The following is a 12,977-nucleotide window of genomic DNA, read 5'->3' on the forward strand; positions in this document are numbered from 1 at the left end:
CCAGCCAGGCGGTACGGGTCGCCGGTTTCATCGCCGCACCACCCGGCCGTTGAGGTCGAATTCGGCATGGGCGACCTCGGCCGGGTCCGAGAACGAGTGGTACGGCGCCGGGCTCGGCTCGGTCCATTCCAGCGTATCGGCACCCTCCCACGGCCGAGCCGGTGCCGGCGGCCCGTACCGGATTGTCCACAGCACGTTGTACAGGAAGATCAGCTGGCCGAAGCCGAACAGGAAAGCACCGATGCTGGCGACCTCGTTGAAGCCGGAAAACTGCAGGGCGTAGTCGGGAATCCGCCGTGGCATGCCGGCCAGGCCAAGGAAGTGCATCGGGAAGAAGGTGACGTTGAACCAGACCAGCGACCACCAGAAGTGGAAGCGGCCCATGCGCTCGTTGTACATCCGCCCGCTCCACTTCGGCAGCCAGTAGTAGGTGGCCGAGAACAGGCTGAACAGCGCGCCGGCGACCAGTACGTAATGAAAGTGGGCGACCACGTAGTAGGTATCCTGCAGTTGCACGTCGACCGCCGCCACCGACAGCACCACGCCGGACAGCCCGCCCATGGTGAACAGGCAGACGAAGCCGATGGCGAACAGCATCGGCGTCTCGAAGCTCATCGCGCCCTGCCACATGGTGGCGACCCAGTTGAATACCTTCACCCCGGTCGGCACCGCGATCAGCATGGTCGAGTACATGAAGAACAGTTGCGCGGTCGCCGGCATGCCGGTAGTGAACATGTGGTGCGCCCAGACCATGAACGACAGGATGGCAATGCTGGATGTTGCGTACACCATCGAGTGATAGCCGAACAGCGGCTTGCGGCTGAAGGCCGGAATCACCTGGCTGACGACGCCGAAGGCCGGCAGCGCCATGATGTAGACCTCAGGATGGCCGAAGAACCAGAAAATGTGCTGGTACAGCACCGGATCGCCGCCGCCGGCGGCATTGAAGAAGTGGGTACCGAAATGGCGGTCGGTCAGCACCATGGTCACCGCGCCGGCCAGCACCGGCATCACCGCGATCAGCAGGTAGGCGGTGATCAGCGAGGTCCAGACGAACATCGGCATTTTCATCAGCGTCATGCCCGGCGCGCGCATGTTCAGGATGGTGGTGATGATGTTGATCGAGCCCATGATCGAGCTGATGCCCATGATGTGGATGGCGAAGATGGTCATGTCCATGCCGACGCCCATCTGCGTCGACAGCGGCGCGTACAGCGTCCAGCCCGCTGCCGCGGCGCCACCCGGCACGGCGAATGACAGCATCAGCAGCAGGGCGGCCGGCGGCAGCAGCCAGAAGCTCCAGTTGTTCATCCGCGCGAAGGCCATGTCCGGGGCGCCGATCAGCAGCGGGATCATCCAGTTCATCAGCCCGGTAAAGGCCGGCATGATGGCGCCGAACACCATGATCAGCCCGTGCAGCGTGGTGAACTGGTTGAACAGCTCCGGTTGCCAGAACTGCAGGCCGGGCCGGAACAGTTCGGCGCGGATCGCCAGCGCCAGCACCCCGCCGGACAGGAACATGATGAAGGCGAAGGTCAGGTACAGCGTGCCGATGTCCTTGTGATTGGTCGCGTACAGCCAGCGCCGCCAGCCCTGCGGATGACCGTGATGGGGGGCGGCGTGCTCATCGTGGGCCAGGCCCGGTTCGACAACCGTCGTCATGTGAAGCCTCCTCAGGCGGTCTTGCCGCCGCGCGCGGCGACGATGTCCTTCGGCTGCACCACGTCACCGGTGTGGTTGCCGAAGGCATTGCGTTCGAAGGTGATGACCGCGGCGAGATCGGTATCGCCGAGCTGCTTGCCCCAGGCCGCCATGGCCGGGTTCTTCCGGCTGCCGTTGAGCACGATATCGATATGGGCGGCCGGCGCGCCGGTGGCGATGGCCGAGCCGGCGATGGACGGGAAGTTGCCGGGGATGCCGTGCCCGTCGGCCTGGTGACAGACGACACAGTTGGCCTGGTAGACCTTCTCGCCACGCGCCTTCAGGTCGGCCAGCGTCCACACCTTGTCCGGGTCGTCACGCTGCGCGGCCGCCTGTTTCTTCTGCGCGTCCAGCCACACCTGGTAGTCGGCCGGGCTGCGCGCATCGACCACGATCGGCATGAAGCCATGCTCCTTGCCGCACAGCTCGGCGCACTGGCCGCGATAGACGCCGGGACGGTCGATCTTGAACCAGGCATCGCGGACAAACCCCGGGATCGCATCCTGCTTGACCCCGAGAGCCGGTACCCACCACGAATGGATGACGTCATTGGCGGTGATGATCAGCCGGACCTTGCGTCCGACCGGCACCACCATCGGCTGGTCGACTTCGAGCAGGTATTCGGCGTTCCGGGGCACGTTGCGCTCGATCTGCGCGCGCGGCGTCGACAGGTTGCTGACGAAACTCAGCCCGTCATCGACATAGTCGTAACCCCATTTCCACTGGTAGCCGGTCACCTTGACCGTCATGTCGGCGCCGCTGGCGTCTTTCTGGGCAAGGATGGTGCGCGTGGCCGGCAGTGCCATGACGACCAGGATCACGAACGGGATCACGGTCCAGATCACCTCGACCGTGGTGTTTTCGTGAAAGTGCCGCGCCTGATGACCGGCCGCCTTGCGGTGGCGGAAGATCGAATAGAACATCACGGCGAACACCACGACGAAGATCGTCACGCACACCAGCAGCAGCATGGTGTGCAGATCGAAAATGTCGCGGGCAATCCGGGTGACGGGTGCCTGGAGATTCAGCGCCCAGTCCGCGCGCGCCGTCGGCGCGACAACGGCACAGGCCGTTGCGACGGTACGAATCATGGTTTCCCCCCGCAGAAATGGCGGACGGCGTCTTGTCACTCGCTGCGCCGTATCACCTCGGTATATGTAGCAACGATGGCGATGGGCAAGAAAGAAATTCCATTCGCAACAGTATGTTGCGATGCAGCGGGCGCAATAGCCCACCGTATCCGGGTGCGTCGCGCTACACTCGTCCGTCCGATCCTCACGGACATTCATCCATGGCCCAGGGCTATTTCCTTACCGGTACCGACACCGATGTCGGCAAGACCCATGTCGCCGTACAGCTGATCGAACGCTGGCGGCGCGACGGCCGGCGTGTGCTGGCGATGAAACCGGTGGCGTCCGGCTGCGAGCGTGCGGCCGACGGCACGCTGGTCAATGGCGATGTGGAGCGGCTGGTGGCGGCGACCGGCCAGCGCGACCGCGAGCTGATGAATCCCTATCGTTTCGAGCCGGCGATCTCGCCGCATTTCGCCGCCCGCGACGCCGGGGTCGAAATCAGCCTGGCGCGGCTGGTCGAGCATTACCAGTCGCTGGCCCGGCAGGCCGACATCGTGCTGGTGGAAGGGGCCGGCGGCTGGCTGGCGCCGCTGTCCGACCGGCTGGACATCGCCGACCTGGCGGTGGCACTGGATCTGCCGGTCATGCTGGTGGTCGGCATGCGCCTCGGCTGCATCAATCATGCGCGTCTCAGCGCGCAGGCCATTGTCGACCGTGGTCTGCCGCTGGCCGGCTGGATCGCCAACCGCATCGACCCCGACATGGCGCGCCATGAAGACAATCTGGCCACGCTGAAGGCGAAGATCGCCGCCCCGCTGTTGCTGGAAGTCCCGTACACCGGTCAGTGACGCCGATGAGGCGAACGCTGCTGTCGGGCCTGCTGGCGCTGCCGCTCGGCTATGGCGCCGCCAGCGTGCTGCTCGGCGACTGGCTGTCGTCGCCCGGTCGCCCGCTGGCGAACGGCGCCACAGTACCGGTCTACGCCTGCAGCAATGGGGTGCATGTCGATCTGGTCCTGCCGGTGCGGGACGCCGGCGGCACCGGACCCGATCTGTCCCGGTGGTTCCCGCCGTCCCACTTCCGCGCGGATGTCCGCGCGCTGGGCTGGCTGGGCTTTGGCTGGGGCAGCCGGCGCTTCTATCTCGAAACCCGCGACTGGTCGGACCTGCGCCCCGGCATTGCCCTGTCGGCTGCGCTGGGGCTGGACCGCAGCCTGATGCATGTCGGCTACCGGTCCGATCCGGCCGGGCAGCGCGACTGCCGCGCCGTGCCGCTGTCCCCGGCCGACTACCGTGCGCTGCAGCAGCGCATCCTCGCCCGCTTCGCCGCGCCGCTCACGCCGCTGGCCGGCATGGCCTATGGCGACCACGATGCGTTCTACCCGGCCAATGGCCGCTACAGCCTGCTGCAGACCTGCAATGTGTGGAGCGGCAGCCTGCTGCGCGACGCAGGAGTGAAGATGGGATGGTGGACGCCATTCGCCGGCAACGTACTCGGTCACCTGCGCTGAACGGCGTCCTTGCCGCTCAGGCGGTCAGTTCCAGCAGGGCGCGGTAGGCGTTGTCGAACAGCGCCAGTCCCTGCTGCTGCAACGTGTCGCCGACCTGGTCGAGGTCGATGCCGGCAGCGACCAGCGCGGCCAGTTGCGCATCGACCGCATCCAGTCCGGCCGTCAGCGTCGGCGCGGCTTCGCCATGGTCGCGGAAAGCGGCCAGCGTGGCGTCCGGCACGGTATTCACCGTGTCCTTGCCGATCAGGCCTTCCACGTACATCACATCGGAGTAGGCCGGGTCCTTGGTGCCGGTGCTGGCCCACAGCAGGTATTGCGGGCAGGCGCCATGGGCGCGCAGCGGCGCGAACTCGCTGCCGTGAAACCGTTCCAGATAGCGCTGATAGGCGCTCTTCGCCAGCGCCAGCGCGCTCTTGCCGCGCAGGGCCTCCGGCAGTTGCGGATCGAGCAGGCTGTCGACGCGGGACAGGAAGAAGCTGGCGACCGCCTTGACGTGATGCAGCGGCAGGTCGTCGTCCATGCGCGCATTCAGGCCGGCGATATAGGCGTCCCACACCGCCTCGACCTGGCGCAGCGAGAACAGCAGCGTGATGTTGACGTTGATCCCTTCGCGGATCAGCGTGCGGAAGGCGGCGATGCCGGCCGGCGTCGCCGGGATCTTGATCATGGCGTTGGGACGCGCAATCGCACGCCACAGCCGGCGGGCGGCCGCCAGCGTGCCGGCCTCGTCATCGGCGAGCAGCGGCGACACTTCCAGGCTCACATAGCCGTCTTCGCCATGGCTGCCGACATAGGCATCACGCAACTGGTCGCACGCCAGCTGGATGTCGGGGATGACCAGGGCTTCGTAACGCTCTTCGGCCGACAGTTTCGGCACCGCCTTCAGGCGGCCGAGATCGGTCTGGTAACGCGGATCGTGGCGAATGGCTTTTTCGAAGATGGCGGGGTTCGAGGTGACGCCGGCAATGCCGTCATCCCGGACCAGGCATTCCAGCGCGCCGGTCTGCAGCAGTTCGCGTGACAGGTTGTCGAGCCAGATGCGCTGGCCCAGCGGGCGTATGGCGGAGAGTCGCTTCATGAGGCTTGTCCGTTCTTGTTCTACAGGATTCAGACAAACATCCTAGCGCGACGGTTCCTTTGCCGCCACGTCCGCGCGCAATCCGCGCGCTATGGCGTGACCGCGTCCGGTTCGGCGACCCGCTCGCGCGGGAACGACACGCTGAAAGTACTGCCTTTTTCCAGCTCGCTGCTGACTTCCAGCCGCGCATGGTGGCGCGCCAGCACATGCTTGACGATGGCCAGGCCAAGACCGGTGCCGCCCGAGTTGCGCGAACGTCCCCGGTCCACCCGGTAGAAGCGTTCGGTCAGTCGCGGCAGGTGTTCGCGGGCGATGCCGATGCCGGAATCGGTCACGCTGAACACGGCGCGGTTGCCGTCGAACTGCCAGCGCAGGGTCACGGCGCCGCCGGCCGGCGTGTAGCGGATGGCATTGGACACCAGGTTGCCGAATGCGCTGTGCAGTTCGTTGACCGAGCCCCACAGCCAGCGGTCGCTCTGCTGCTCCAGCACCACCTCATGCCGGCCCTGCGACAGCCCCTGCGCCTCGACCAGCAGCACGCGCAGCAATTCATCCATGTCGACGCGGTCGGTCTGGGTGCCGCCGCCGTTCTCCAGCCGCGACAGCGTCAGCAGGTCCTCGACCAGGCTCTGCATGCGCCGCGCCTGCTCCATCATCAGCGGCAGGAACTGGCGCAGCACTTCGGGGCTGGGCGACTCCATGTCGACCAGCGTCTCGACAAAGCCGCCAATCACCGTCAGCGGCGTGCGCAGCTCGTGCGACACATTGGCGACGAAATCACGGTGCACGGTCTGCACCCGTTCCAGCTGGGTGATGTCGCGCGACAAGATCAGCTTGCGGGTCGAGTCGAACGGCACCAGCTGCACCGACAGCACCCGCTCGGTCGGCTGCGACTGGCGCAGGATCAGCGGCTGGCTGTAGTTCTGTTCGGTCAGGTAGCGATGAAAGCCGGGCTGACGCACCAGGTTGGCGATCTGGTTGCCGACGTCGCCCTTGCGGTCGAGGGCGAAGTGCTCGACCGCCATCGGGTTCAGCCATTCGATACGGTCGTGCTCGTCGAGCACCACCACGCCGTCCGGCATGGCTTCGCCGGCATTGATGAAGCGTTCGAGCACATTCGACAGCTTCTTCTGGTTCATGCTCTGCTGGCGCGCCTGGCGGTACAGCGCGGAGAAGATCTGCTGCCAGCTTCCCAGCCCCTCGGGAATGCGCTCCGGACGCGGATGGCGCATCCACTGGATCAGCAGCGCAACGTGGTACAGATGGAAGACCAGCCACGCCGCCAGACCGATCGCCAGCACGGCGAACAGCGCAGCGGCACCGGCGGTGAACCACGCAGCCAGTGCGAACAGGCACAGGACGCCGGCCCAGGCGGCACTGCGGGTCAGGAATGCCTTCATGCCTGGGCCGAGAAGCGGTAGCCCGTGCCTCGCACGGTCTGCACCAGCGAATCATGGCCGCTGCCTTCCAGCGCGCTGCGCAGGCGGCGGATATGAACGTCGACGGTACGCTCCTCGACGAACACATGGTCGCCCCAGACCTGGTCGAGCAGCTGGGCACGGCTGTGCACGCGTTCCGGGTGGGTCATGAAGAAGTGCAGCAGGCGGAACTCGGTCGGGCCGAGATCGAGCGGCTGGTCGCCGGCATAGACCCGGTGCGTGCCCGGATCGAGCTTGAGCCCGCGCACCTCGACTGCATCGTCGGTCATCTGCGGCGCGCGGCGACGCAGCACGGCCTTGATCCGTGCCTGCAGCTCGCGCGGCGAGAACGGCTTGGTGATGTAATCGTCGGCGCCGGTTTCCAGCCCGGTGATCTTGTCCTGCTCGTCGGAGCGAGCGGTCAGCATGATGATCGGCACGGCGCGGGTCCGCTCGTCGGCGCGCAGTTTCTTCGCAAACTCGATCCCGCTCTGGCCTGGCAGCATCCAGTCGAGCAGCACCAGATCCGGCAGGGCGTTCTTGACCAGTGTCATTGCGGCTTCCGCGCTGGCGGCACGCAGCACGTGGTGCCCGGACTGGTTCAGATTGAAGGCGATCAGTTCCTGGATCGCCGGCTCGTCTTCGACAAGCAGAATGTTGGCGGGCATGGGGGAAGTCGGGTCCTGGCTGCAAGAATTGTGGCAAGCATAGAAACGGCCTGTTACCGAAACATGACAAGTCACCTACAAAATGCAAATAGCGGAGAGCCGGGCCGCTCAGCCTGCCAGATCGGCCACCCTCGCCTCGGCCTGGTCGTCGCGCAACCGGGCAGCGAAATCTTCCGCCAGCAGCGGGCGGCTGAACCAGAAGCCCTGGATCAGGTCGACGCCGGCCGCCTGCAGGAAGGCGAACTGCCCTTCGGTCTCCACCCCTTCGGCCACCAGGCGCAGGTTCAGGTGCTTGCCCAGCGAAATCACGGCGCGCACGATGGCGGCGTCTGAATCGTCGTTCTCCAGGTCGCGCACGAAGCTCTGGTCGATTTTCAGCAGGTCGACCGGGAAGCGCTTCAGATAGCTGAGGCTGGAGTAGCCGGTGCCGAAGTCGTCGATCGACAGCTGTACCCCGAGCTGTTTGAGCTCGGACAGCGTGGCGATCACCTGCCGCACATCGTGCATGACGATGCTCTCGGTCACTTCCAGTTCCAGCCATTGCGGCGCCAGACCGGTCTCGACCAGCGCATCAGCCACCTGGGCGACGAAGTTCGGCTGCTGGAACTGCCGGCCGGACAGGTTGACCGCAACCGTGATCGGCTCCAGCCCCTGCCGCTGCCAGACAACGGCCTGCCGGCAGGCTTCGCGGATCGCCCAGTCGCCGATCTGCACGATCAGCCCGCTTTCCTCGGCGATCGGGATGAAACGTCCCGGCGAGATCATGCCGTATTCGGGATGCTGCCAGCGCATCAGCGCCTCGGCACCGACGATGCGGCCGCTGATGGCATCCACCTGCGGCTGGTAGTGCAAACACAGCTCGCCGCGCAGATGGGCCGTGCGCAGCTGCACTTCCAGCTCCAGCCGCTCGGCGGCGCGGTCGTTCATGTCGCTGCTGTAGAACTGGAAGGTATTGCGTCCGCGCCCCTTGGCCTGGTACATCGCCGCGTCGGCGTTGCGGATCAGGTGATCGGCCTCGATGCCGTCACGCGGATACAGGCTGATGCCGATCGACGGCGTGGTCGACAGTTCACGTTCGCCGACCCGGAACGGCACCGACATCGCGGTGACGATGCACGAGGCCACCTCGCCGGCGCCCTGCTCGGTGGCACCGGGCAGGATGATCAGGAATTCGTCGCCGCCCAGGCGCGCCAGCGTATCGTCCGGGCCAATGAATTCGTCCAGCCGGCCGGCTACCGCCTTCAGCACTTCGTCGCCGACGGCATGGCCTAGCGAATCGTTGATGTTCTTGAAGTTGTCCAGGTCGATGAACAGCACGCCGATCGGCCGCTCCTGGACTTCGGCCTCGTCGATCGCATGCGACAGGTGCTGGTACAGCGCATAGCGGTTGGCCAACCCGGTCAGCGCATCGAAGCGCGCGTAATACTCGATGCGCGCCTCGTTGAGTTTCTGCGCGGTCACGTCGTTGATGGTGCCGATCAGCCGCTGCGGCCGACCCAGCACATCAGGGTCGACAAACTGGCCGCGAGCCTGCACCCAGCGCGTTTCGCCGTTGCGCACATTGACCCGGTGCGTGCTTTCCACCCGTTCCGGCGGCACCCGCTGCCAGCCGGTGAATTCGGCTTCGACCCGGGCGCGATCCTCTTCATGCAGATGGGCAAACCAGGCTTCGAGCGGCAGTTCCAAGTGGCTTGAGTGCAGGCCGAAGCGGCGCAGCACCGAGCCGGTCAGCACGATTTTGCCGCTGGACAGGTCCATTTCGTACAGCGCGGTATCGGACGCTTCCAGCGCCAGCCGCAACCGGGCCTCGCTGGCGGCCAGCGCGGCCTCGGTCCGGCGCCGCGCGCTGATGTCGCGCGCCTGCAGGCACATGACGGTCTCGCCGGTCTCGCGCACCAGCACGCTGCTGGTCACTTCCGCCGCGACTTCGGTGCCGTCCGCCAGCCGCAGCGTGCATTCGAACAGTTCGCTTTGCCGGTCCAGTCCGCGCAGGTACAGCGCACGCCAGCGATCCGGCTCCAGCTGCGGCATCAGGCTGCCGATGCGCCGTCCAATCAGGATCTCGTCGTTCCGTGCCAGGCAGCGGGTTGCCTCGCGATTGGCGTAACTGACCGTGCCGTCGGCAAACACCCACAGCACCAGCTCGGCGCTGTTGTCGACCGAGTTCTGTGTCAGTCGCAGTCGCCGTTCGCTGCGCTCCAGCCGCTTCAGCTGCGCGAGCAGTACCAGCAGCAGGGCAGTCAGGCCGGCCATGGTCAGGGCCAGCAGCAGGCCCTTGGACAGCATCTCCGCCCACCAGCCGGCCAGCGCCCGGGACTTGCTGCGGCTGACGCTGACCACCAGCGGCAGTTTCTCCAGTGGCGCAATGGCGACCAGCCGGGTGTCGCCGTCCAGCACCGATTCGAACAGCCCGCCCTCGCGGCGATCGCGGATCAGCCCCGAGACGATGCGGGCGCGCTGTGGCGATGTTGTCTGCGCCAGGCTCTGTTCCGGAAACGAAATCAGCCGGGTACCGTCCTGCTGCAGCAGATCGATCGCGGTATCGTCGTCAATGCCCAGCGTGCGGTAGAACGCCTGAAAAAAACCGGGATCGATCCCCGCCATCACCACGCCATGCAGGCGACCGCCACTTTCGATCGGCGCCGCCATCGGCACGAACTGATGCTGGTTGATGCGGTTGGCGACCGGCCGGCCGAACAGAAACGCCTGCGCCGGGTTGCGACGCAGCGACTCGAAGACTTCGCGCCCGCGAATGTCCAGCTGGTGCACCGGGTAGACCATCGAGGTGGCGACCACGTCGCCGTGACGATCGGCCACGGTCAGGAAATTGGATTGCGGATCGAGCATCAGCGCATCGCGCAGCACGTCGTGCAGCGCCGCCTCGTTGCGCTTTGCCAGCAGGGCCTGCACTTCCTCGGAACGGGTCAGGGACATCAGTTGCCCGGTCGAGGCGCGGAAGACTTGCGAGAAATGGGCAGCCAGCACCCGGGACAGGGAACCAAGCTGGCTGCGTTCGGCTTCCAGCGCATTGCGGTAGCCGTGCCAGCCGGTAATCAGCAGCCCGGAAGTCACCAGCAGCACAAGCAGGCAGAAACCGATCACCAGGATCCGGCGCAGCCGGTCGATCGGATACAGGCTCAACGGCAGGTGGGAAGGGATGCGTTCAGCCATGATGCGCGGGGGACTGAGTGCGGTCGGGCATGCGCAGCCGCCCCAGGGCCGGATGGCAGCGCAAACAGGGAGAACCGGTGAGCGAAGGACGACGCCCGTCAGGCCGCAGCCCCCGTGCCCGGGATGGCCGGCCCTGCTGTACGCTCCACTCCCTGCCTTCCCGCCCCAAAGTCACGCTCCCGTTATGCTATTCGTAATAATAAAGGCGGGTCGATTATGCCTTGTGTGAAACAAAAGCACACCGTTGGCACAAAATTATCTTTCAGCCGCTTCGGCAGGGGTCAAATCTACACCAGACAGGCCGTGAACTGCAGCACAAATCACAGTTTCAGGCGGTGGCGACAAGCACTGGCTCCTTGAGTAACGACCCATGCCGGGCAGAGTATTCAGACAAATCATATTGATAGCGGGCACCAGCTTCCCGACTAAGTACATGAGCATAAAAAATCGCCCCGAACCGAAAATTCCGGCACGGGGCGATTTTTTGGCTTTTTTGCTTACTTGCGTCGTTGCGGCGGCAGGTCGGTACACACGCCCAGCGCCACCTCGGCCGCCATGCCGACCGATTCGCCCATGGTCGGGTGCGGATGGATGGTCTTGCCGATATCCTCGGCATCGCAGCCCATTTCAATCGCCAGGCAGATTTCACCGATCATGTCGCCGGCATGCGGTCCGACAATGGCACCACCGACGATATGGCCGCTGTCGGCATCAAAAATCAGCTTGGTGAAGCCTTCGTCGCGGCCATTGGCGATCGCGCGGCCGCTGGCGGCCCACGGGAACACGCCCTTGCTGATCTTGCGACCGGCCTTTCTGGCCTCATCCTCGGTCACGCCGACCCAGGCGACTTCCGGATCGGTGTAGGCGACGCCCGGAATCACGCGGGCATCAAAATACGCCTTGTGGCCGGCGCAGTTTTCCGCCGCCACATGCCCCTCGTGTACCCCCTTGTGCGCCAGCATCGGCTGGCCGACCACGTCGCCGATGGCGTAGATGTTGGGCACGTTGGTCCGCTGCTGCTGGTCGACCGGGATAAAGCCGCGTTCGTTGACCAGCACACCGGCGTTTTCCGCACCGATCAGCTTGCCGTTCGGCGCACGGCCGGCGGCAACCAGTACCAGGTCGTAGCATTGCGGGCCGGCCGGGGCCTTTTCGCCCTCGAACGTGACCCAGATGCCGTCTTCCTTCGCCTCGACCGCCGTGGTGCGGGTGTTCAGCATGATGTTGTCGAAGCGGTGGCTGTTCCACTTTTCCCACACCTTGACCAGATCGCGATCCGCGCCCTGCATCAGGCCGTCCATCATCTCGACCACGTCGAGACGCGCACCCAGCGTCGAGTACACCGTGCCCATTTCCAGGCCAATGATGCCGCCACCGATAATCAGCATGCGTTTCGGCACCGAACGCAGCGCCAGCGCGCCGGTCGAATCGACGATGCGCGGGTCCTCGGGAATGAATGGCAGCTTCACCACCCGGCTGCCGACGGCAATGATCGCCTGCTTGAAGCGGATCACCTTGCGTTCGCCGGTCTGTTCGCGGCCTTCGCCCAGGGTCACGCTGACCTCGAGATGGTTCGCATCGAGGAAGCGGCCTTCGCCGCGCACGATATCGACCTTGCGCGCGCGGGCCATGCCGGCCAGGCCACCGGTCAGCTTGCCGATGACCTTGTCCTTGTAGGCGCGCAGCACGTCGACGTCGACTTCCGGCTTGCCGAACTTGATGCCGTGGCTTTCCAGGTGGGCCACTTCGTCGATCACCGCCGCGTTGTGCAGCAGAGCCTTGGACGGAATGCAGCCGACGTTCAGGCACACGCCACCCAGCGTCGAATAACGCTCGACGATCACGGTCTTCTGACCCAGGTCGGCACTGCGGAACGCGGACGAGTAGCCACCGGGCCCGCCACCAAGCACCAGCACATCGCACTCGATGTCGGCATTGCCGGCAAAGGCGCCTGCGGCAGCGACGGGTGCGGCCACCGGGGCAACTGGCGCAGCAGCAGGGGTGGCGGCAGCGGCCGATCCGGCCTCCAGCAGCACGATCACGTCACCTTCGCCGACCTTGTCGCCGACCTTGATCCGGACTTCCGTCACCACGCCGGCAGCTTCTGCCGGTACGTCCATGGTCGCCTTGTCCGTTTCCAGCGTGACCAGCGTGTCATCCTTCTCCACCCGGTCGCCCACTTTCACGGACACTTCGATCACATCCACGCCCGCATGCCCGCCGATGTCGGGAATCTTCAGTTCGATTTGGCTCATAGGTTTTCCCGGGCATGGACGAGGGCGTTGCCGCCGCCCATGCCTGAATTCTGTTTGTGGGTCTGCGGCATGCCGCCACCAGGACGGCATGCCGTTTCCGGCG

General features: G+C 65.5%; 9 protein-coding genes. 2 read left to right on the forward strand and 7 right to left on the reverse strand.

Annotated elements, in window-relative coordinates:
- Positions 1–27 precede the first annotated feature (27 nt).
- Together ctaD and coxB are read right to left on the reverse strand one after the other, a co-directional pair.
- Complete coding sequence (gene ctaD, locus Q352_RS0111215; RefSeq protein WP_028499424.1) at positions 28–1,662, reverse strand: cytochrome c oxidase subunit I; 1,635 nt, start codon at positions 1,660–1,662, stop codon at positions 28–30.
- 11 nt (positions 1,663–1,673) lie between these two features.
- On the reverse strand, positions 1,674–2,792 hold the full coding sequence (coxB, locus tag Q352_RS0111220; protein WP_028499425.1) for a cytochrome c oxidase subunit II: 1,119 nt from the start codon (positions 2,790–2,792) through the stop codon (positions 1,674–1,676).
- A 200-nt stretch (positions 2,793–2,992) separates the two neighbouring features.
- Between coxB and bioD the strand changes: the two genes are divergently transcribed.
- Positions 2,993–3,622, forward strand: a complete 630-nt coding sequence (bioD, locus tag Q352_RS0111225) for a dethiobiotin synthase (RefSeq protein WP_028499426.1) — start codon at positions 2,993–2,995, stop codon at positions 3,620–3,622.
- A gap of 5 nt (positions 3,623–3,627) precedes the next feature.
- Positions 3,628–4,284: a TIGR02117 family protein gene (locus tag Q352_RS0111230; RefSeq protein ID WP_028499427.1), complete on the forward strand. Its 657-nt coding sequence runs from the start codon at positions 3,628–3,630 to the stop codon at positions 4,282–4,284.
- A 16-nt stretch (positions 4,285–4,300) separates the two neighbouring features.
- On the opposite strand, the gene tal is transcribed toward Q352_RS0111230, so the two are convergent.
- The 5 genes from tal to lpdA form a co-directional block, all read right to left on the reverse strand.
- The gene (gene tal / locus Q352_RS0111235; protein WP_028499428.1) at positions 4,301–5,362 is read right to left on the reverse strand and encodes a transaldolase; all 1,062 of its coding nucleotides are present in this window, start codon (positions 5,360–5,362) and stop codon (positions 4,301–4,303) included.
- A gap of 89 nt (positions 5,363–5,451) precedes the next feature.
- Entirely contained in the window at positions 5,452–6,762 is a 1,311-nt protein-coding gene (phoR, locus tag Q352_RS0111240; protein WP_028499429.1) for a phosphate regulon sensor histidine kinase PhoR, read from the reverse strand.
- On the reverse strand, positions 6,759–7,448 hold the full coding sequence (phoB, locus tag Q352_RS0111245) for a phosphate regulon transcriptional regulator PhoB (protein ID WP_028499430.1): 690 nt from the start codon (positions 7,446–7,448) through the stop codon (positions 6,759–6,761). The genes phoR and phoB overlap by 4 nt, the downstream gene beginning before the upstream one ends.
- A gap of 108 nt (positions 7,449–7,556) precedes the next feature.
- Positions 7,557–10,619, reverse strand: a complete 3,063-nt coding sequence (locus tag Q352_RS22315; RefSeq protein ID WP_084300094.1) for a bifunctional diguanylate cyclase/phosphodiesterase — start codon at positions 10,617–10,619, stop codon at positions 7,557–7,559.
- Between the two features lie 497 nt (positions 10,620–11,116).
- Positions 11,117–12,874, reverse strand: a complete 1,758-nt coding sequence (gene lpdA, locus Q352_RS0111255; protein ID WP_028499431.1) for a dihydrolipoyl dehydrogenase — start codon at positions 12,872–12,874, stop codon at positions 11,117–11,119.
- Positions 12,875–12,977: the final 103 nt, after the last annotated feature.

Origin of the sequence: Microvirgula aerodenitrificans DSM 15089 (assembly GCF_000620105.1) — a bacterium.
In the GTDB taxonomy this organism is placed as follows: domain Bacteria; phylum Pseudomonadota; class Gammaproteobacteria; order Burkholderiales; family Aquaspirillaceae; genus Microvirgula; species Microvirgula aerodenitrificans.

Coding starts and splice junctions, on each gene's coding strand:
- phoB (WP_028499430.1), bottom strand. CDS start 7,448: ATGCCCGCCAACATTCTGCTTGTCGAAGACGAGCCGGCGATCCAGGAA.
- Q352_RS0111230 (WP_028499427.1), top strand. CDS start 3,628: ATGAGGCGAACGCTGCTGTCGGGCCTGCTGGCGCTGCCGCTCGGCTAT.
- bioD (WP_028499426.1), top strand. CDS start 2,993: ATGGCCCAGGGCTATTTCCTTACCGGTACCGACACCGATGTCGGCAAG.
- lpdA (WP_028499431.1), bottom strand. CDS start 12,874: ATGAGCCAAATCGAACTGAAGATTCCCGACATCGGCGGGCATGCGGGC.
- phoR (WP_028499429.1), bottom strand. CDS start 6,762: ATGAAGGCATTCCTGACCCGCAGTGCCGCCTGGGCCGGCGTCCTGTGC.
- tal (WP_028499428.1), bottom strand. CDS start 5,362: ATGAAGCGACTCTCCGCCATACGCCCGCTGGGCCAGCGCATCTGGCTC.
- ctaD (WP_028499424.1), bottom strand. CDS start 1,662: ATGACGACGGTTGTCGAACCGGGCCTGGCCCACGATGAGCACGCCGCC.
- Q352_RS22315 (WP_084300094.1), bottom strand. CDS start 10,619: ATGGCTGAACGCATCCCTTCCCACCTGCCGTTGAGCCTGTATCCGATC.
- coxB (WP_028499425.1), bottom strand. CDS start 2,792: ATGATTCGTACCGTCGCAACGGCCTGTGCCGTTGTCGCGCCGACGGCG.